At 71.1% G+C, this 18,549-nt stretch carries 18 protein-coding genes; 9 read left to right on the top strand and 9 right to left on the bottom strand.

The annotated features are described in order from the left end of the window. The first annotated feature begins 64 nt into the window (after nt 1-64). The 3 genes from AB5J49_RS02600 to AB5J49_RS02590 all read left to right on the top strand — a co-directional run bounded on the left by AB5J49_RS02600 (nt 65) and on the right by AB5J49_RS02590 (nt 3,925). Entirely contained in the window at nt 65-904 is an 840-nt protein-coding gene (locus AB5J49_RS02600) for a hypothetical protein (RefSeq protein WP_369166835.1), read from the top strand. A 181-nt stretch (nt 905-1,085) separates the two neighbouring features. Next, on the top strand, nt 1,086-3,440 hold the full coding sequence (locus AB5J49_RS02595) for a molybdopterin cofactor-binding domain-containing protein (protein WP_369166834.1): 2,355 nt from the start codon (nt 1,086-1,088) through the stop codon (nt 3,438-3,440). 8 nt (nt 3,441-3,448) lie between these two features. Further along, the gene (locus tag AB5J49_RS02590) at nt 3,449-3,925 is read left to right on the top strand and encodes a (2Fe-2S)-binding protein (RefSeq protein WP_369166833.1); all 477 of its coding nucleotides are present in this window, start codon (nt 3,449-3,451) and stop codon (nt 3,923-3,925) included. Nucleotides 3,926-3,977: 52 nt separating this feature from the next. Here the strand turns inward: AB5J49_RS02590 and AB5J49_RS02585 are convergent, their stop codons facing one another. Then, nucleotides 3,978-4,937, bottom strand: a complete 960-nt coding sequence (locus AB5J49_RS02585) for a LysR family transcriptional regulator (protein ID WP_369166832.1) — start codon at nt 4,935-4,937, stop codon at nt 3,978-3,980. A gap of 83 nt (nt 4,938-5,020) precedes the next feature. On the opposite strand from AB5J49_RS02585, the gene AB5J49_RS02580 reads away from it, so the two are divergent. The 4 genes from AB5J49_RS02580 to AB5J49_RS02565 all read left to right on the top strand — a co-directional run bounded on the left by AB5J49_RS02580 (nt 5,021) and on the right by AB5J49_RS02565 (nt 8,610). Beyond that, entirely contained in the window at nt 5,021-5,716 is a 696-nt protein-coding gene (locus tag AB5J49_RS02580; RefSeq protein WP_369166831.1) for a type 1 glutamine amidotransferase domain-containing protein, read from the top strand. 100 nt (nt 5,717-5,816) lie between these two features. Then, complete coding sequence (locus AB5J49_RS02575; protein WP_369166830.1) at nt 5,817-7,319, top strand: cytosine permease; 1,503 nt, start codon at nt 5,817-5,819, stop codon at nt 7,317-7,319. Next, nucleotides 7,316-7,864 carry a cysteine hydrolase family protein gene (locus tag AB5J49_RS02570; RefSeq protein WP_369166829.1) on the top strand — a complete coding sequence of 183 codons (549 nt, stop codon included), beginning with the start codon at nt 7,316-7,318 and terminating at the stop codon, nt 7,862-7,864. The genes AB5J49_RS02575 and AB5J49_RS02570 overlap by 4 nt, the downstream gene beginning before the upstream one ends. A 5-nt stretch (nt 7,865-7,869) precedes the next feature. Next, nucleotides 7,870-8,610 carry a Type 1 glutamine amidotransferase-like domain-containing protein gene (locus AB5J49_RS02565; protein ID WP_369175022.1) on the top strand — a complete coding sequence of 247 codons (741 nt, stop codon included), beginning with the start codon at nt 7,870-7,872 and terminating at the stop codon, nt 8,608-8,610. Between the two features lie 42 nt (nt 8,611-8,652). Here AB5J49_RS02565 and AB5J49_RS02560 read toward each other — a convergent pair whose 3' ends face one another. Further along, on the bottom strand, nt 8,653-9,585 hold the full coding sequence (locus tag AB5J49_RS02560; RefSeq protein WP_369166828.1) for a peptidoglycan-binding protein: 933 nt from the start codon (nt 9,583-9,585) through the stop codon (nt 8,653-8,655). A gap of 118 nt (nt 9,586-9,703) precedes the next feature. Beyond that, on the bottom strand, nt 9,704-11,026 hold the full coding sequence (locus AB5J49_RS02555; RefSeq protein ID WP_369166827.1) for a phosphoribosyltransferase family protein: 1,323 nt from the start codon (nt 11,024-11,026) through the stop codon (nt 9,704-9,706). A 184-nt stretch (nt 11,027-11,210) separates the two neighbouring features. Here AB5J49_RS02555 and AB5J49_RS02550 point away from each other — a divergent pair, with 184 nt between their 5' ends. Then, nucleotides 11,211-12,452: an acyl-CoA dehydrogenase family protein gene (locus tag AB5J49_RS02550; protein ID WP_369166826.1), complete on the top strand. Its 1,242-nt coding sequence runs from the start codon at nt 11,211-11,213 to the stop codon at nt 12,450-12,452. A 109-nt stretch (nt 12,453-12,561) separates the two neighbouring features. Then, nucleotides 12,562-12,960, top strand: a complete 399-nt coding sequence (locus AB5J49_RS02545) for an SseB family protein (protein ID WP_369166825.1) — start codon at nt 12,562-12,564, stop codon at nt 12,958-12,960. 229 nt (nt 12,961-13,189) lie between these two features. Here AB5J49_RS02545 and AB5J49_RS02540 read toward each other — a convergent pair whose 3' ends face one another. The 6 genes from AB5J49_RS02540 to AB5J49_RS02515 all read right to left on the bottom strand — a co-directional run bounded on the left by AB5J49_RS02540 (nt 13,190) and on the right by AB5J49_RS02515 (nt 18,390). Continuing rightward, nucleotides 13,190-13,579 (bottom strand): MarR family winged helix-turn-helix transcriptional regulator, encoded by a 390-nt coding sequence (locus AB5J49_RS02540; RefSeq protein WP_369166824.1) that lies wholly within the window; start codon nt 13,577-13,579, stop codon nt 13,190-13,192. A gap of 82 nt (nt 13,580-13,661) precedes the next feature. Then, entirely contained in the window at nt 13,662-14,012 is a 351-nt protein-coding gene (locus tag AB5J49_RS02535) for a VOC family protein (protein WP_369166823.1), read from the bottom strand. 184 nt (nt 14,013-14,196) lie between these two features. After that, complete coding sequence (locus AB5J49_RS02530) at nt 14,197-15,228, bottom strand: LacI family DNA-binding transcriptional regulator (protein WP_369166822.1); 1,032 nt, start codon at nt 15,226-15,228, stop codon at nt 14,197-14,199. Further along, nucleotides 15,225-16,133 (bottom strand): carbohydrate ABC transporter permease, encoded by a 909-nt coding sequence (locus AB5J49_RS02525; RefSeq protein WP_369166821.1) that lies wholly within the window; start codon nt 16,131-16,133, stop codon nt 15,225-15,227. The genes AB5J49_RS02530 and AB5J49_RS02525 overlap by 4 nt, the downstream gene beginning before the upstream one ends. Beyond that, nucleotides 16,130-17,065: a carbohydrate ABC transporter permease gene (locus AB5J49_RS02520; RefSeq protein WP_369166820.1), complete on the bottom strand. Its 936-nt coding sequence runs from the start codon at nt 17,063-17,065 to the stop codon at nt 16,130-16,132. The genes AB5J49_RS02525 and AB5J49_RS02520 overlap by 4 nt, the downstream gene beginning before the upstream one ends. After that, nucleotides 17,062-18,390 (bottom strand): ABC transporter substrate-binding protein, encoded by a 1,329-nt coding sequence (locus AB5J49_RS02515; RefSeq protein WP_369166819.1) that lies wholly within the window; start codon nt 18,388-18,390, stop codon nt 17,062-17,064. Before AB5J49_RS02515 ends, AB5J49_RS02520 begins: the two co-directional genes overlap by 4 nt. Nucleotides 18,391-18,549 lie beyond the last annotated feature (159 nt).

Raw genomic sequence — 18,549 nt, 5'->3', positions numbered from 1 at the left:
GCCCTCCCGTCTTCGTCAAACCCCTCCCGCGCTTGCCAAAGCCCAATCGCTAAGGACCCGTCTCATGCCGCAGCCCCCCGTTCGGCCCACCCGCTCGGACGGCGAGTTCGCCGACCTGTTCGCCCGCAAGACGCGCACACCGCTGCGCGGCTTCCTGCCCGGCCGCAGGGTCTGGAGCGCCGTCGGGGGTTCCGCGGCCGCGGTCCTGGTGATCACGGGCGCCGCGGCGGTCGTCTCCCAGATCGACTTCAGCGGCGGCGGCACGGACCAGGTGACCACGGCGGCCGAGAAGAAGGACGCCGTGAAGGACAAGGCCCCTGCTGCCAACAGCGGTAGGCCGACCGCACCCGCCTCCTCGGCCGCACCTACGCGGCAGGAAGGGGACAAGGGCCCGCAGGTCGTCTATGTCCCCGCCCCCGGCGGCGCCGGGAACACCGGCTCCGGCGGCTCCGGCAGGACCGACGACGGCGGCACGACCGAAACGACACGGAGCTCCGCACCCCGGCCGCCCTCGGTGCAGCAGTCGACCAGCTACCTCTGGTCCGACGGCGTCGTGGAGGGCGACTCCAATGCCTACTGGGACCAGAGCCGCGTCACCGTACAGTCCACGAAGGCGCTCACCAGCCTCAAGGTGGTCGTCAAGATCATCCAGACGGGCGGCGTCGCCAGCACCGGCACCTGGAGCAGCATCGGGGACCAGGTGTCGGTGTCCTCCGCGTCGAGAAGCGGCGAGGTGGACTACATAGTGACGCTGAAGTCGGGAGTCACTCTCGACCCCGGCACCTACGTCTTCCGGTTCCAGTACAACCACAACCAGGGCAATCGTGACGCCGGCGGTGACCGCTACAACGTCACCGCCACGTCCACCACCTCGGTCACCGAGTACCGCACGGGTAGTTTCTGAGCCGGGAGGCACTGCTGGTGAGCCGGGAGCCACCGCTGGGCGGCCACCGGCCTCACGGGTGAGGCGCGATGTGGGTGTTGCGTGTCGAAGTGCTCCGGGGATCTTCCGGAACGCGCGCCGGCCGTGCAGAGTCAGGAGCCGCCCTGCACGGGCGCAGGCCACGTCGTCGGGAGGACATCCGATGGGAGCACACCGCCCGGGGCGGCCGGACACCGCGTCCGTCCCCGCCCCCGCCACCGACGGCATCGGCCGACGCAGGTTCCTGGGGTACGTGGTGGCGGCCTCGACCTTGACCGTGGCCGCCCCGCTCGGTGAGACGCTCCTCGCGCCGACCGAGGCGGCCGCGGCGGCCGGGGCGGTCCCTTCCGCACCCGGCCCGGCCGAGATCTACGACCTCAACGACATGCTCACCCACGCCGCGCTCCCCACGGCGAACCTGATCACCATCCGCATCGACACGGACGGCACGGCCTCCTTCGCCCTCCCGCGCGCCGAGGTCGGCCAGGGCATCACCACCTCCAGCGCCATGCTCATCGCCGAGGAACTGGACCTGCCCCTGGAGAGGATCCGCGTCACGCTCGCCGACGCACGGCCCGAGCTGCTGTTCAACCAGGTCACCGGCGGTTCCAACACCACCATCTCCACCTACACCCCGATCCGCGTCGCGGCCGCCGTCGCCCGGGGACGCCTCCTGCGGGCCGCCGCGCTGGAACTGGGCGAGGTCGTCGACACCCTGACCGCGAAGGCGGGGGTCATCACCTCGACCGTGAGCGGCAAGAGCCTCTCCTACGGCGAACTCGCCCAGAAGGCCGCCTCGGTGGCCACCGGCCAGGTCTCCGTGACCCTGAAGGAGCCCGCCGACTTCAAGGTCATCGGCACCGCGCGGGGCCGCATCGACGCGCTGGCGGCGGTCACCGGCCGCAAGAAGTTCGCCATGGACGTGCAAGTGCCGGACGCGCTGCCGACCATGGTGTGCCGGCCGCCGACGATCAACGGCACCGTCCGCTCCGTCGGGAACCTGGACGAGGTGCGGGCCATGCCCGGCATCACCGACGCCGTCCGCATCTCCAAAGGCGTCGCCGTGCGCGGCCGCACCTTCGGCCAGTGCATCGACGCGGTACGCGCGCTGGAGGTCGCCTGGGCGCCGGGAACGGCGCAGGACGCCTCCGACGACTCCATCCGCTCCGAACTGCGCAAGGCCGAACTCCCGCTCGCCGCCCTGGACTTGCTGACCAAGTCCGTCGACGCCCGCTTCACCTTCCACTTCGCCAGCAACAGCGCACTGGAGACCAACTGCGCCATCGCCGACGTACGCGAGGACTCGGCCGAGATCTGGGCGAGCCTGAAGACCCCGATCGTCGCCCAGGAGGAGATCGCGCTCAAGCTCGGCCTCCCGGTGACGGCGGTCAAGGTCCATGTGACGGAGGGCGGCGGCTCGTTCGGCCGCAAGCTCTTCCACGACGCCGCCGCCGAAGCCGCCGAGATCTCGAAGGCGATGGGCAAGCCCGTCAAGCTGATGTGGCACCGCACCGACGACTTCCGCCAGGGCCGCGCCCACCCCATGTCCACCTCCCGGGTGCGCGCCACCTACGCGCTCGGCCAGGTGCTCACCTACGACCAGCGCCACACCTCCGTGGCCACCGACTTCGGCCACGGCGTCGGAGAGATCATCACGGCCGAGGCCGCGCGCCTGCCCGTCGGCGACCTCACCTTCTCCGAGACGATCTTCACCCTCACCCAGCAGACCCCGTACAACTTCGGCGTCGTCACCCAGCTCCTCAGCGAGACCGACAAGGGCTTCAACACCGGCTCCATGCGCAACATCTACTCGCCCAACGTGCGGTGCGCGCAGGAGCTGGTGGTGGACGAGCTGGCCAAGCGCATGGGCAAGGACCCCTACCCGTTCCGCCGCGCCTTCCTCAAGGACGAGCGGGCGCGGGCCGTCCTCGACAAGGTCGCCGAGGTGGGGGAGTGGGGCCGCAGCATGCCGGCGGGGACGGCGCAGGGCATCGCGATCCACCCCGAGTACCACGCGTACGTCGCCGTCCTCGCGGAGATCGACTGCCGCCCGGAGACCACCGGACGCGAGATCCCCGACGCGTACACCGGGCCGCGCGTCACCAAGGTCGTCTGCGCCGTGGACGTGGGGCTGGCCGTCAACCCGCGCGGCCTTCAGGCCCAGATGATGGGCGGCATCATGGACGGCATCGCGATCACGCTCAGCTCCGGGCTGCACCTCGCGGGCGGGCACTTCCTGGAAGGCAGCTGGGACAACTACTTCTACACCCGCCAGTGGAACACCCCACCGGAGCTGGAGATCGTGGTCATGCCGCCGACCACCGAAACCCCGGGCGGCGCGGGCGAGTTGGCCGTCGCGGGCGCGATGGCGGCCGTGGCCTGCGCCTACGGACGCGCGACGGGCACGATGCCGACGACGTTCCCCCTCAACCACGGCGAACCGCTCGGCTTCGAGCCGCTGCCCACCACCCCGCCGATCCCCGCGTCCCCCACCGACGGCCTGAGCCGCGCCTTCTAGGAGCCACCGTGCCCGAACACACCTTCATCCTCAACGGCGAGGCCGTGACCGTGGACATCGAGGACGACGTACGGCTGCTGTGGGTGCTGCGGGACGTCCTGGGCGTCACCGGACCGAAGTACGGCTGCGGACTCGGCGTCTGCCAGGCCTGCACGAGCCACATCAACGGCAAGGCGTTCAACCCCTGCTCGGTCCCCGTGAAGGACCTGCGCCCCACCGACGAGGTCACCACCATAGAGGGCCTGCCCGCCACCGTGGGCAAGGAGCTCCACCCCATGCAGGAGGCCTGGCTGGAGCACGACGTGGCCCAGTGCGGCTACTGCCAGCCCGGCCAGATCATGACCGCCGTCGCCAAGGTCCGCCAGGCCCGCGAGGAGGGCCGTGAGATCAGCGAGGCCGACCTCGACGAGATCCGCAACGTCTGCCGCTGCGGGACGTACCACCGCATCCGCGAGGCGATCGTCGCGGGCGCGCAGAAGTACTGAACGCGCCCCGTGGGTGGTGGGGCGCTGGGCGTGGGCCGGGTCGAGCGGAGCGTCACCCGTCGCGGAGGATCTCCAGCAAGTGGTCGCGGACCAGGGCGACATGCGGGTTGCCGGACGAGCCCGGGCGCTGGACGAGGAACCCGGTGTTGATCGGCGGATCGTCCGGGTCGTGCAGCAGGACCAGCGTGCCCGAGGCCAGCTCCGCGGCGCACAGGTAGCGGGGGAGCACGCTGAACCCCGTGCCGCCCGCCACCGCGGCCTTGACCGCGTTCAGGTCGGGCATGGTGACCGCCGGGTGCCGGACCAGGCGCCTGCCGAAGACGTGACGCCAGTAGCGGCGCACGATCGGCACGTCCTCGGCGTAGGCGACCAGCGGCACGCCGTGCAGCGCGGCGGGCCCGTCGGCCGCTGTCCGCGCCGGTCCGCCGACGCGCTCCGCCCAGGCGGGAGCCGCTACCAGCACGAACTCCTCGTCCGTCATCGGGATGGAGGTCAGCGTGCGACCGCGCGGCCGGTAGGTCGAGAGCACCAGGTCGTAGCGGCCCGCCCGCAGCTCCTCCAGGAGCGGCTCGGTCAGGCCGGGGGTGATGCGCAGCCGTACGCCCTTGTCGACCAGCGGCGCGAGGGCAGGCATGACACGGTGGGTCAGCAGCTCGGCCGGACCGGCGAGATGCACCGGCTCCGGCTGGTGGACGTCCAGGGATCCGCCCGGCCTCGTGACGGTGGCGAGCGCGTCCAGCGGTTCGACGATCCGGGAGGCGAGCTGGTCCGCGTAGGGAGCCGGGGTGACGCCGCGCGCCAGACGCTGGAACAGTTCCCGGTCCAGCTGCCGCTCCAGCGTGCGGATCTGTGTGGTGACCGTCGGCTGGGACAGGCCCAGCAGACGTGCGGCGGCGGTGAAGGAGCCGGTGCGGTACACGGCCAGGAACGTGCGCAACAGGTTCAGGTCCACTTGCCCCACGCCGCTGGGCTGGACACTCTCCGCCTTTCCATCGGAATCTTTATGTCTCATATGCATGAGCCTATTGGATTCCAATGGCAGGACATGCGTACGGTCGGGGTAGCGACGTACTGACCCTCTGGAGAGAGCACCCCATGTCGAAGATCCTCTTCGTGATGACCGGCGCCGACCACTGGACGCTGGCCGACGGCACCAAACACCCCACCGGCTTCTGGGCCGAGGAGGCTGTAGCCCCGTACGAGGCGTTCAAGGCCGCGGGTCACGAGGTCGTCGTGGCCACGCCGGGCGGCGTCGTCCCGCCCGTCGACCAGGGCAGCCTCGCGGCCGAGGCCAACGGCGGTCAGGAGAACGCCGACCGGATCGCCGCCGTACTCGCCGCGATGACGGAGCTGCGGGCAGCGGTCCGGCTGGAGGACGTGAACCTCGACGACTACGCCGCCGTGTTCTACCCCGGCGGTCACGGCCCGATGGAGGACCTGGCGGTCGACGCCGACTCCGGCAAGCTGCTGACCCTCGCCCTGGAGTCCGGCAAGCCGCTGGGCGTCGTCTGCCACGCCCCGGCCGCGCTGCTCGCCGCCGCCAAGGGCGACGGCACCAACACCTTCGCCGGCTACCGGGTGGCGGCGTTCACCAACGCCGAGGAGACCCAGGCCGGCTTCGCCGACAAGGCCAAGTGGCTGCTGCAGGACCGGCTCACCGAGGCCGGCGTGCAGGTCCAGGTGGGCGAGCCGTGGGTCCCGAACGTCGTCGTCGACCGGAACCTGGTCACCGGCCAGAACCCCGCCTCCTCCGCCCCGCTCGCCGTCGAACTGCTGAAGAAGCTGGGCTGAGCCACCGGCACCCACCCGCACCCACGGGTACCCACCGGCTCGACGACCGCTGATCGGCCTCCGTCTTCCCCGGCGCAGTGAGCGGTGCGACGATGCCGGGATGATCACATCCCCGGACCCCCTCGACGGCCGCTCCCCGGGCCGAAAGCTCCAGGTGGAGACCCACGGCCTCGACGTGATCGCCGACGCCGAACGCAAAGGCACTCCCCGCACTCTGTTCTGGCCCTGGTTCGGGGCCAACGTGTCCATCCTGGGCCTGAGTTACGGGGCCTTCGCGCTCGGCTTCGGGATCTCGTTCTGGCAGGCGCTGGTCGCCGGAGCCGTCGGCATCGTCTTCTCGTTCCTGCTGTGCGGGTTCGTCGCCGTGGCCGGAAAACGCGGCTCCGCGCCGACGATGGTGCTGGGCCGCGCCGCGTACGGTGTGCGCGGCAATCGCCTGCCGTCGGTGATCTCCTGGGTCCTCACCGTCGGCTGGGAGACCGTGCTGTGCGCCTTGGCCACCATGGCCACCGCGACCGTGTTCGGCCGGCTCGGCTGGGGCGGCGGCACCGGGACCAAGGCGGTAGCCCTCGTCCTGGTCGGGGTGCTGACCGTCGTCGTCGGTGTCATGGGCTTCGATCTGATCATGCGGCTGCAGACCGTGATCACCGTGGTCACGGGCGTACTCACCGTCGTCTACGTCGCCCTCGTCGCCGACCACGTCCACTGGTCCGCCGTCGGCGCCGTACCGGCGGGCTCCGCCCAGGAGTTCATCGGCGCGCTCGTCTTCATGATGACCGGATTCGGCCTCGGCTGGGTGAACGCGGCCGCCGACTACTCCCGCTATCTGCCGTGCACCGCGTCGAGCCGGGGCGTGATCGGCTGGACCGCGTTCGGCGCGTCACTGGCGCCGCTGCTCCTGCTGGTCTTCGGCCTCCTGCTGGCCGGCTCCTCCAGCGCACTCAGCGCGGCCGTCGCCGCGGACCCGATCGGCGCGCTGACGACGATCCTGCCGACCTGGTTCCTGGTCCCGTTCGCCGTCGTCGCCGTCCTCGGTCTCGTCGGCGGCGCGGTCCTCGACATCTCCTCGTCCGGACTGGCCCTGCTCTCGGCGGGCCTGCGCGTGCCCCGCTACGTCGCCGCGCTGGTCGACGGCGTACTGATGATCGCGGGCTCGGTCTACATCGTGTTCGTCGCCGACGACTTCCTCGGCCCGTTCATGGGCTTCCTCACCACCCTCGGCGTTCCCATCGCCGCCTGGTGCGGCATCATGCTCGCCGACCTGGCCCTGCGCCGCGGCGACTACGACGAGCCCGACCTGTACCGCCCGGCCGGCCGCTACGGCGACGTACCGCTCACCCCGCTGCTCCTGACGCTCGGCGCCACCGCCCTCGGCTGGGGCCTGGTCACCAACTCGGCGGCGGGCTGGCTGGAGTGGCAGGGCTATCTGCTCGGCCCCCTGGGCCTGGGCGGCAGGTCCGGCGCCTGGGCCTACGCCAACCTCGGCGTCCTCGCGGCCCTCGCGCTCGGCTTCCTCGGCACGCTGGTGCTGCGGCGCGGACGCGTCCGGGAACAGGAGGCGCAGGCGCCGAGCCCGGCGGCGGACGCGGGGGCGACCGTATGACCACCGGGTGGCTCGCCGTCATCGACATGCAGCGCGTCTTCGCCGACCCCGACAGCCCATGGGCCGCCCCGCGATTCGCCGAAGCGGCGGCAGGCGTACGGCGCCTGCTGCCGGCCTTCGGAGACCGGGTCACGTTCACCCGCTTCGTGGCACCCGGCGAACCGGAAGGCGCCTGGCGGACGTACTACGAGCAGAACCCCTTCGCCCGGCAACCTCCACAGGCCCGGCTCTGGCAGCTGACGGACGAGTTCGCCGCCGACGCACGGCACGTACTGGACGCCACCACCTTCGGCAAGTGGACCCCGGAACTGGCCCGGCGCACCACCTCGGAGGGCCGCCTGGTCCTGGCCGGTGTCAGCACCGACTGCTGCGTCCTGTCGACGGCCCTGGCGGCCGCCGACGCGGGCGTCGAGGTGCTGGTCGTCGCCGACGCCTGCGCGGGCGCGGACGACGACACGCACGCCAAGGCGTTGCAGGTGATGGACCTGTACCGGCCGTTGGTCCGGGTGACGACCGTCGCCGAGCTGCTGGAGGGGACGACGTGAGCCACCTGCATCGCCTGGCACTCCTCGGCGGAGGTTTCTCCACCGACGAGGACGGCCTGTTGGACAACTGGGTGCTGGGGCAGGCGCGTACGCCGCGCCCCAAGGTCTGCTTCGTGCCCACCGCCAGCGGTGACGCCCCCGCGTACATCGAGAAGTTCCTCGCCGCGTTCCACCACCGGCTGGACTGCGAGCCCTCCGTCCTGCGGCTGTTCGAGAGGAAGCTCGACGACGACGCGCTGCGGGCCTTCGTGCTCGCTCAGGACGTCGTCTATGTGGGCGGCGGCAACACCGCGAACCTCCTCGCCGTGTGGCGCGTGCACGGCGTGGACCGGCTGCTGCGCGAGGCCTACGACCGGGGAACCCTGATGTGCGGCATCAGCGCGGGTGCCAACTGCTGGGCCGAGAGCTCGCACACCGACTCCTTCGGCCCGCTCACCTTCCTGCCGGACGGCCTGGGCCTGCTGCCGGGATCGGTGTGCCCGCACTACGACAGCGAACCCGGGCGCCGCCCTTCCTACCGGGCCGCCGTGGCGACGGGCGCCCTGCCCGCCGGATGGGCCCTCGATGACGGCGCCGGCGCCCTCTTCACGGACGGCCGGCTCACGGAGACCGTGTCCCGGGCCCCGGGCGCTTCCGTGTACCGGGTGACGGACGGGGGCGGTGAGGCCGAGGAGCGAGCGTTTGCGTGCCGGATCCTGTCCCGCGGCACCGGCACCGGCACCGACGCTGCGGACCGGCGGCCATGACCCCGCGGGGCTGCATCACGGCGCAGAAAACGCGGCGCAGAATCACGGCTCCGAGGTCTCGGCTTCGAGTGACTTCCGGGTCGCCGTGCCGTACACGCCGGACTCGTCGCCGAGGATGACGCGGGTGAGCTGGTACGTGCGTACCGCGCTCTCGACCTCGCGGTCGTAGTCGCCGTCGATGTCTCCGCCGTAGTGGCCGATCTGGCGCAGGCGGAGCTGGAGTTCGGTGACTTCCGGTCCCTGGTCGCCGAGTCGGAGGACCGGGGCCGCGTCCTGCGGGGCGCTCGGCGCGGTGGTGGGGGAGGCACTCGCGGTGGTGCCGGGGCCGGGCGGGGCGCCGGTCGGCGTGGTGGAGGGGTGGTTCGGATCGTCCGAGCCGTCCGTCGGGGGCGTACTCGGCGACACGGTCGGGCTGGCGGACGCCGCCGCGGAGGACGTGCCGTTCGACTGCTCCCCAGGGGAGTTGTCCTGCGGGGTCGAACCGTCGGGCAGGGGCGCCCGCACACCGTCGGGCGGCGAACCGTCTCGCGAGGGGCTGTCGTACGTGAAGAGCCCGCTGACGAAGGCTCCCGTCAGCAACACGGCCAGCGCGGCGCCGGCCCCGGTGATCACGAGGGTGCGGCGTCCGCGTCGGGTGCCCGCCGGGGTCTGCGCGTCCGCCGGCTGCCGTTCGTCTTCGCAGAGTTGGGACGCCTCGCAGAGGCCGGGGTCGGCGGCAGGCGTCGCCGTCGAGGAGATGGTGGGCGGGTCGTCCGGATCCCGGTCGTCCGGATCCCCGTCCTCCCCTGAGCCGCCACCGAGCTCCACGAACGGCCGTATCCGCACCGGATCGAAGTCCTCCGCGGCCGCCGCCTCAGCCGTGCGCGTCTCGCGACGGGCGTCGGACGCGAGGCGGCCGCACGAGCAGGCCGGTGTGCCGTCCGTCGCGCGAGGGGTGCCGCACTCGGGGCAGACGGGGCGGTTCGGTTCGCTCACGTGGAGGTCCCTCTCCGTGCAGATGGTGGAAATTTAAACAGATGGTCTTTACGCAATCTCCATGACCCCGGAATTGACGGAACCAGGCCCTCCGGCGGCCGAGAACCAGCGCCCCGGGCTAAGCGGAACGACGCGGCGTCCTCGCGGTGGGCTGGTCGAGATGCGTGGTGAACCAATCGCGGGCCAGTTCGGCGACGGTGGTGAGGGTGCCGGGTTCCTCGAAGAGGTGCGTGGCGCCCGGGACGACGGCGATCCGGTGCTCGCAGTGCAGCCGGTCGGCGGCGAGGCGGTTGAGGCTGAGCACCTGCGTGTCGCGACTGCCGACGATGAGCAGCGTCGGCGCCCGAACACGGGTCAGCGCCGCCGGAGTTGCCAGGTCCGGGCGGCCGCCGCGGGAGACGACCGAGCGGATCTCGGAGCCCGACAGCGCGGCCGCCTCCAGCGCGGCGGCGGCTCCGGTGCTGGCCCCGAAGTAGGCGACGGGCAGGCCGGTCTCCCGGCGCAGCCACACGGACGCGGCGTGCAGGCGCCGGGCGAGCAGGAGGATGTCGAAGACGTTGTGCCGGTCGTGCGCCTCGTCGTCGGTGAGCAGGTCCAGCAGCAGGGTGGCCAGTCCCACGCGGTTGAGGGCGGTGGCGACGTACCGGTTGCGCGGGCTGTGCCGGCCGCTGCCACTGCCGTGCGCGAACGCCACGGCGGCCGGCGCCCCCTCCGGCACGACCAGGCGGGCGCCCAGCTGTGCTCCGGCGGCCGGGATCAGCACCTCGCGGTTCGCGGGCGCGGCCGCGGTGGGGGAGCGGGACATGGACCGGGCGGTCTCCGCCAGCAGGGACGTGACCTCGGCGTCCGAGACCTGGGCGAAGTCCCGGTACCAGGCGCCCACCGAGCCGAGCACCGGGTGCGTCTGCGGGCAGACGACTTCGTCGGCCACCTGCCGCAGCCGGGCGACGCTGTGCTCCGGACCGACAGGCACGGCGAGCACGACCCGAATCGCGCCCTGACCTCGTACGATCCGGCACGCGGCCTCGGCCGTGGCCCCGGTGGCGAGCCCGTCGTCCACCACGACGGCCGTACGGCCGGCCATCGGCAGCGCGCCCCGCCCTCGCCGGTAACTCCGTACGCGCCGTTCCAGCTCGGCCCGCTCGGCCGCCTCGACGGCCTCCTGCTCGGCGGAACCCAGCCCGGCCTCGCCGATCACGTCCCGGTTGAGGACGCGGACCCCGTGCTCACCGATCGCCCCGAAACCCCACTCCGGCTGCTCGGGCACGCCCAGCTTGCGCACCACCAGCACGTCCAGCGGGGCGCCGAGACGTTGGGCCACCTCGGCCGCCACGGGCACCCCGCCCCGCGGCAGCCCGAGCACCACCACATCCTGGCCGCGCAGCTCCTGAAGCGCCTCGGCCAGTACCCGCCCGGCCGCCCTGCGGTCGTCGTATCGCATCGCCGCCTCCCGCGCCCACATGGGCGGGAGCCTGTCCCTACCTCTTCAGGCTACGACTGTTCGCCGCGGCCCCGGCACTTGGCGATATCCGGTCGGTACCGCCCTGGCGATTGCCGTGTTCAATCACTTGTACCGCCTCACGCATCACGGCACGAACGGACGGCCCCCCACGTCAGGAGGCATCGTGATCGCCGCTCCCGAGCCCGGTCTGACCGAACGCGACCTCGTCGAACGCGCCGTGCACCTGCGGCCCGTGCTGCTCGAACGCCAGCCGGAGACCGAACGGCTGACGCACTACCCCAAGGACACCCACGACGACTTCCTGCGGGCCGGTTTCTACCGGATCCTCCAGCCGCGCCGGTACGGCGGCTACGAGTTCGGCCTGCCCACCTTCTACCGCGTCGTCACCGAGATCGCCCGCGGCTGTCCCTCCACCGGCTGGGCCCTGTCGCTCACCGCCGCCCACGTCCTCCAGGTCGCCACCCTCTTCGAGGAGAAGGCCCAGGACGAGGTCTTCGGCGCCGACGGCGACTTCCGTGCCGCGTCCTCGGTCGCGCCCATCGGCGTCGCCCAGCCGGACGGCGACGGCCATGTCGTCCTCGACGGCACCTGGCCGTACTCCTCGGGAGCCCCCTACTCCACCCACTACGTCGGCCAGACCCTGCGCGCCCCCGAACGGCCCGGCGCCCCGCCCGGACCGCCGGTGCTGTTCGTCGCCCCGCGCGCGGTGTGGACCGTGCTCGACGACTGGCACGGCGTCCTCGGCCTGCGCGGCAGCGGCTCCAACAGCATCCACATGGAACAGGCCCGCATCCCCGCCTACCTCACCCGCGAGGCGAGCCTGCTCGACCTGCCCGTCGAGGGCGGAAGCGTCGGCTCCGAACTGCACGGCAACCCCATGTACGCCGGGCGGGCGCCGAGCTTCTTCCACGGCGAACTGGCCGCCATCATGATCGGCACCGCGTACGCCGCCGCCGACGAGTACGCCCGTGCCGTCGCCGAGCGCCCCCTCATCCTGGAACCCGGCCGCACCCGCGCCGAACTCCACGACTACCAGCGGCACCTCGGCGAGGCCCTCGGGGTGATCCACACGGCCGAGGCGGCACTGCAGCGCACCGCCGAGGAATGGATGGAGAGCTGCCGGCGCAACGCCACCGGCAGCGCCCCCTTCACCGTCGCCGAGGACAACCGCCTCGCGCTCATGTTCCTGAACGCGGGCCGCATGACATGGGACGTCCTGCAGGGCACCCTCTTCCGCACGGCCGGTTCCCGGCACGCGCGCGACGGCGAGCGGATGCAGCGCTACTTCCGGGACGCGGCCACGTACTGGACCCACGTCGGCCCCAGTATGGCCGAGCCCCTCGCTCGCCGGGTCGGCTGCGACCGCCTGGGGCTTCCCTCCGAGCACATTCCGTTGATTCCTTGAGGACGTTCTTCTGTCACCCGGCCGATCCCCTGGTCGGCCATAGGAATGCTCCGGTCCGGACCGGGTACGCGAGCAGGACCGCCCGACCGCCGCTACCAGGGGATCTGCCATGGAAACACCCGCGAACGACAACACCACCACACCGGCCCGGCGGGCGCTGGACGCGCTGGCCGACAACACCGAGGACAGGGCGGCGATGGACACGCTCGCGAGCAGCGACGTGCTCGTCCCCGTCCCGGACGACGCCGAGCAGGACGCCACCGACCCCGGCGCCGTGGCGCTGCCGGTCATCGAGAGGGCGGGCGGCGAGCCGGTCGTCCCCGTGTTCACCTCCGAGCCGGCGATGGCCGAGCTGCTGCCCTTCGTCTCCCGCTACCGCCTGGTACCGCTGGGCGCACTCGCCTCGCAGTGGCCGGCCGACGACCTGGCCCTGACCATAGACGCCGGCTCCGCACACCCCCTGACTCTGACGTCGGAGGGCGTACGGACCCTGCTGGCGCGGCCGTAGCGCCGGACCGCGACGCGAAGCGAAGGGGATGAGCGGGCACCGAGCCGCTCATCCCCTTCGTGTGCTCACAGCGCCTTTCCGGGGGTGAGGCCCCCCGCGGATCGAGCGCCTCCGTCAGCCGCCGCTGCACGGCATCCGCCGGCGCGTAGATCTCGCCCGCCGCCTCCCACGCGCGTCCCGGGCCCGGTGTCCGTGTCCAGGGCCCGGTGTCCGCGTCCGTCGCCCGGCCTCAGCCGCCCAGCATCCGGGCCAGCACGTCACGCTGCAGCGGCAGGACCTCGGCGTGCAGGTCGCGGCCCTTGCCGGTCAGCGCGACGTACACGCCGCGCCGGTCCTCCGCGCAGACGGAACGCTCCACCAGGCCGTCCTTCTCCAGCCGCCCGATGAGCCGGGACAGCGCGCTCTGGCTGAGATGGACGCGTCCGACCAGGTTCTGCACCCGGCATTGCTCGCCCTCCTCGGGCGCCGCCGACGCGAGCATGTCGAGCACCTCGAAGTCGCTCGCGCCCAGGCCGTGCGGGTGCAGCACGCGGTCGATCTCGCACATGGTGCGCGCGTGCACCGACAGGATGTCCCGCCACCGTTCCTCGAGCCCTGCGTCGGCCGTCTTCGCTGCCATACCGGCACGGTAACACCGATCCGGCCATTTGTTGACTGTGCAACTAGTGCACGCGCAAGCGAAGCGCGACCGACGTCCGGTCTCAGCCCTTCGGGTCCTGGAGGAGTCCTACGAGATTGCCGTCGGCGTCCTTCACTGAGGCGATCAGCCTGCCGCCACCGACGTCGTGGACGTCCTGCAGCGTCTGGGCGCCCGCTTCCAGCACGGCCGCGAGGGTCGTCCTGATGTCGTCGACGTGCCAGTAGGGGACCGGACCGGTCATGCCCTTCGTGTGCCCGTTGGGGTCGAGGCCGACGTCCTGTCCGGCGTCCTTGAAACCGACGTAGTAAGGCTCGTCCGCATACGGTTCCGTGCCCAGCAGGGCCCTGAACAGGGCCTTCGTCCCGTCGAGGTCCTTGACGGGGTAGATGATCGTGTTGATTCCGGCGGTCATGGGCTGCTCCTGACGTGAAATGCGCGCCGACGGTTTTCGTCGGTGGTTTCACGCTAGGGCGGGGAGCGGCGGACGGCTTCTTGATTCCTGACCGGTCGCATCGATCCCTGCACCGGTCGCGCAGACAGGGCGCGCCGCACGGCTGCATCACCGTCCGGCGCGCCCTCGCGTCCCGCTCACGCCGTTACGTCGACTCCCGCTTCACCAGCTCCGTCGGGAGGATCACGGCCGACGGATCCTCACCGCCGATCTGCGCGAGCAGCAACCGCACCATCTCGGCGCTGATGCGGTCGTAGGGCTGGTGGATCGTCGTCAGGGCGGGGGTGGCCTCCGTCGCCGCGACGGAGTCGTCGAAGCCGCCCACCGCCACGTCCTCGGGCACCCGGCGGCCCGCCCGGTGCAGCGCGGCCAGGGCGCCCTGCGCCATCAGGTCGGAGGCCACGAACAAGGCGTCCATGTCAGGGGCCTGCGCCAGCAGCCGTGCGGCCCCCGCCTCGCCGCTGGCCCGGCTGTAGTCGCCGGAGACGATGAGCCGGTCGTCGATCTCGACGCCCGCCTCCGTGAGCACCTCCTTGTAGCCGGCGAGGCGATCGACACCGCCCGGGGTGTCCAGCGGGCCGCTCACCATGCCGATCCGGCGGCGGCCCAGCGACAGCAGGTGGCGCACCATGTCACGGGCACCGTCCCGGTCGTCCGCGGCCACATAACTCACCTTGGAACCGAGCCCCATGGGCTTGCCGCACTGGACGAGGGGCACCCCCGCCGCACGCAGTTCCTCGGCCACCGGGTCACCGGAGTGGCTGGACACCAGCAGCACCCCGTCGACGTGCCCGGCCGTGATGTACCGCGTTATGCGCCGCCGTTCGTCCTGTGTGCCCGCCAGCATCAGCAGCAGCGGAATGTCGTGCGCGGCCAGCGCCTGCGTGCAGCCGCTCAACAGGACGTTGAAGTTGGGGTCCTCGAAGAACCTCTCCTGCGGCTCGGTCAGCAGGAAGCCGATCGAGTCCGAACGCCCCGTGATCAGCGAGCGGGCATGCCGGTTGACGACGTAACCCGTCTTGCGGATCGCCGCGTTGACCGCCTCCTGCGCGGTCGGGCTGACGTAGTGCCCGCCGTTGAGCACCCGCGAGACCGTGCCCCGTGAGACTCCGGCCTCGCGCGCCACGTCGTGGATCGTCGGCGGTCTGCGTCGGCCCCCCGTGTTGCTCATGGTCATGACTTTACGGCCCCGGAGAGCAGGTCCAGGCTCCAGAACCGCTGGACGACCAGGAAGAGCGCCACCAGCGGAATGACCGCGAGGAACGCGCCGGTGATCACCAGCGTGTACAGCGCGGGCGTGTTGGCGCCCTGTTCGAGGAGCGTGAACAGGCCGAGCGTGATCGGGAACTTCTCGTCGTCGCTGAGCATGATGTACGGCAGCAGGAAGTTGTTCCAGATCGCCACGAACTGGAAGAGGAACACCGTCACCATGCCGGGGACCATCATCGGCAGCGCGACCCGGGTGAAGATCCGCCACTCGCTCGCGCCGTCCATCCGCCCCGCCTCGATCACGTCACTGGGGACGGCGGCCGCGGCGTAGATCCGGGAGAGGTAGACGCCGTACGGCGAGAGGATCTGCGGGAGCAGCACCGCCAGGTAGGAGTCCGTCAGGTCCGCCTTCGCCAAGAGCAGGTACTGCGGGATGGCGAGGATGACCGGCGGCATCAGTACACCCGCCAGCAGGACGTTGAAGATCGTCTCGCGGCCGCGGAAGCGGTAGATCGCCAGCGCGTAACCGCTGAACGCCGACACACACGCGGACAACAGCGCGCCGAGACCGGAGTAGAGGGCCGAGTTGCCCATCCACTCCCAGTACACGCCGTCCCGATAGGCGCTCAGATCCGAGAAGTTGTCCGCGAACCCCGTGCCCGGCAGGAAGGTGAACGTGGAGAACAGCTCGCTGCCGGACTTGGTCGCCGCGATCACCACCCACGCCACGGGCAGCAGACAGTAGAGCGCGCCGAGCAGCAGCGTGACCGTCGGGATCAGCGCGATCCGGCGGCGCAGCGGCGGGCGGTTCTGCGCGGTGCCGGGCGTGGCGCCCGCGGCGGTGTCGGCCTTGCCGACGGCAAGAGAACTCATCGCGCCCCTCCTTGACTGACGTCCCGCTTGTTCCGACGGTTCGCGGCCCGCAGGAAGCCGAAGGACAGCAGCAGCGTGGCCAGGGCGATGATCGTGGCCTGGGCGGCCGCCGCGTAGATGTCACCCTTGCCGAAGGCGTCCTGGTACACCTTCATCAGCGGACTCCAGGTCGTGGACACGGAGTTGGTGAGCGGCTTGAGGGTGGTCGGCTCGTTGAACACCTGGAGCGTGGCGATGATCGAGAAGAAGAAGGTCAGCACCAGCGACGGCGCCACCATCGGGATCTTGATCCTCAGCGCGATCTGCAGCGGCGTGGCGCCGTCCAGCTTGGCCGCCTCGTACACCTCGGCCGGGATCGCCTGCAGCGAGGTGTAGATGACGATCATGTTGAAGCCGGTGCCGCCCCAGACCGCGATGTTCGACAGGGCGAGGTACAGCGGCCCGCCGTCCAGCAGGTCGGGCTGCGGCATGCCCAGCTTCTCGAGCACGTAGTAGAAGGGGCTGACGTCCGGCAGGTACAGGAAGCCCCACAGCAGCGCGGCCACGACGCCGGGGATGGCGTACGGCAGGAAGATCGCGAGCCGGGTGAAGGGCGCGAGCCGCACCTTGTCGGAGTCGAGCATCAGCGCGAACAGCAGGGCGAGGCCCAGCATCACCGGCACCACGATGCAGCCGTAGCCGAGCACGCGCAGCGCGCCGTCGACCAGCTCGTTGTCGGTGAGGGCGTCGGTGTAGTTCTCCAGCCCGGCCCAGACCTCCTTGCGGGCGCCCGAACCGAGCCCGAGCCCGGAGACCTTCACCTTGCGGAAGCTGAGCCAGATCGCGTACCCGATGGGCAGCGCGAAGAAGAGCAGAAAGAGGATCGTCGCGGGGAGGAGGAAGGCGTACGGGGCCCCCTTCACCCCGTACGCCCTCCGGCTTGTGCTGGTCACTCGGAGACCCCGAAGCCCTGCTTCTTGAGGTCGGCGACCGTGTCGTCCTGCATGCTCTTCAGGGCGGCGGCGAAGTCCGACTTGTTCTTGGCGGCGGAGCCGAAGGCGTCCTTGAAGGTCGTGTAGGCGACGTTCACGTTCGGGCCCCAGGCCGACGGAGCCGTCGTCTCGGCGATCTCGGCGGCCTTCGTGTAGAAGTCGGGCTGGTTGGAGAAGTAGTCCGGCGGCGTGGTGAAGGCGCCGCTGAGCTGGGCCGACGTGGAGGCCGGGTAGATGCCGCTCTCCTTGGCGAGCGCGTTGAGCGCGTCGCCGTCGGTGTTCAGCCAGGCGGCGAACTTGGCGGCGGCCGCCTTGTTCTTGGAGTCCGTGGTGACGGCGGTGGAGGAGCCGCCCCAGCTGCCGGTCACGTTCGCCGACTGCGACCACTGGGGGAGCGGGGCCATGGCCCACTTGCCCTTGGTGTCGGGTGCGGCCGTGGTCAGGGTGCCCGGGGCCCACACCGCGCTGACCCAGGCGATCTGCTTGCCGGTGTTGAGCGCCTTGTTCCAGGCCGGGGTGTACATGGGCTGGTTGTCGATGGCGCCCTCCTTGACGAGGTCGCCCCAGAACTCCGCGACCTTCTGGGAGGCGGCGTCATTGATGCCGACCTTCCACTTGTCACCGGAGGTCGTCCACCACTTGGCGCCGGCCTGCTGGGCGAGGCCCGCGAAGAGGCCGGAGTCGTTGGCGGAGAAGGTGGTGAGGTCCTTGTCCGGAGCCTTCTTCTTCAGCGCGCGGGCGGTCTCGGCGAACTGCTCCCAGGTGGTCGGGACCGTCAGGCCGTACTTCTTGAAGAGGTCCTGGCGGTAGTAGAACATCATCGGCCCGATGTCCTGCGGGACCGCGTAGACCGCGTCCGTGCCCAGCGTCGTCTGCTGCCACACACCCTCGGCGAACTTGCCCTTCGCGTCGCCGACCTCGCTCGCTATGTCCGCGACCGCGTCATTGCTGACCAGCGTCGGCAGCGCCTGGTACTCGGCCTGGACCAGGTCCGGGGCCTTGCCCGCCTTGTGGGCGGTGAGGATCTTGGTGACCAGCGTGTCGCCGGACGCCTGCTTCTTCACCGTGACCGTGATCTGGTCCTTCTTGCCCTGGCCCTTGTTCCACAGGTCGACGACCTTGTCCATGCCGGGCGTCCAGGTCCAGTACGTCAGCGAGACCGGCCCCGAGGGGTCCTCGCTCGCGTCTTCGGAGCCGCAAGCGGCGAGGGCGGTGGCACCGAGGGCGACGGCGACGCAGGTGGCCGCACTTCTGAAAACGAGTCGCCGACGCTTCGTGATGGGCATGGATCTCTCCCCTGACCTGGAGCCGCCGCCTGCTGCGAGGGCCCGCCATGCTTCTGTGAGCGTTCACAGTAGAGAAACATCCCGGACACTTGTCAATGGTTCTTGCTGTGCGGTTATGTTGGGCTCGCACCGCTGATCCAGTGTGTGCACGTTCCCAAA

It is taken from the genome of Streptomyces sp. R28, assembly GCF_041052385.1.
Taxonomy (GTDB): domain Bacteria; phylum Actinomycetota; class Actinomycetes; order Streptomycetales; family Streptomycetaceae; genus Streptomyces.
This window is presented reverse-complemented; position numbering and strand designations above follow the sequence as displayed.

What these genes read in the sequence shown, in the direction of transcription:
- AB5J49_RS02600 (WP_369166835.1), top strand. Translation starts at nt 65, where the DNA reads ATGCCGCAGCCCCCCGTTCGGCCCACCCGCTCGGACGGCGAGTTCGCC.
- AB5J49_RS02595 (WP_369166834.1), top strand. Translation starts at nt 1,086, where the DNA reads ATGGGAGCACACCGCCCGGGGCGGCCGGACACCGCGTCCGTCCCCGCC.
- AB5J49_RS02585 (WP_369166832.1), bottom strand. Translation starts at nt 4,937, where the DNA reads ATGAGACATAAAGATTCCGATGGAAAGGCGGAGAGTGTCCAGCCCAGC.
- AB5J49_RS02580 (WP_369166831.1), top strand. Translation starts at nt 5,021, where the DNA reads ATGTCGAAGATCCTCTTCGTGATGACCGGCGCCGACCACTGGACGCTG.
- AB5J49_RS02575 (WP_369166830.1), top strand. Translation starts at nt 5,817, where the DNA reads ATGATCACATCCCCGGACCCCCTCGACGGCCGCTCCCCGGGCCGAAAG.
- AB5J49_RS02570 (WP_369166829.1), top strand. Translation starts at nt 7,316, where the DNA reads ATGACCACCGGGTGGCTCGCCGTCATCGACATGCAGCGCGTCTTCGCC.
- AB5J49_RS02555 (WP_369166827.1), bottom strand. Translation starts at nt 11,026, where the DNA reads ATGCGATACGACGACCGCAGGGCGGCCGGGCGGGTACTGGCCGAGGCG.
- AB5J49_RS02545 (WP_369166825.1), top strand. Translation starts at nt 12,562, where the DNA reads ATGGAAACACCCGCGAACGACAACACCACCACACCGGCCCGGCGGGCG.
- AB5J49_RS02540 (WP_369166824.1), bottom strand. Translation starts at nt 13,579, where the DNA reads ATGGCAGCGAAGACGGCCGACGCAGGGCTCGAGGAACGGTGGCGGGAC.
- AB5J49_RS02535 (WP_369166823.1), bottom strand. Translation starts at nt 14,012, where the DNA reads ATGACCGCCGGAATCAACACGATCATCTACCCCGTCAAGGACCTCGAC.
- AB5J49_RS02530 (WP_369166822.1), bottom strand. Translation starts at nt 15,228, where the DNA reads ATGACCATGAGCAACACGGGGGGCCGACGCAGACCGCCGACGATCCAC.
- AB5J49_RS02525 (WP_369166821.1), bottom strand. Translation starts at nt 16,133, where the DNA reads ATGAGTTCTCTTGCCGTCGGCAAGGCCGACACCGCCGCGGGCGCCACG.
- AB5J49_RS02515 (WP_369166819.1), bottom strand. Translation starts at nt 18,390, where the DNA reads ATGCCCATCACGAAGCGTCGGCGACTCGTTTTCAGAAGTGCGGCCACC.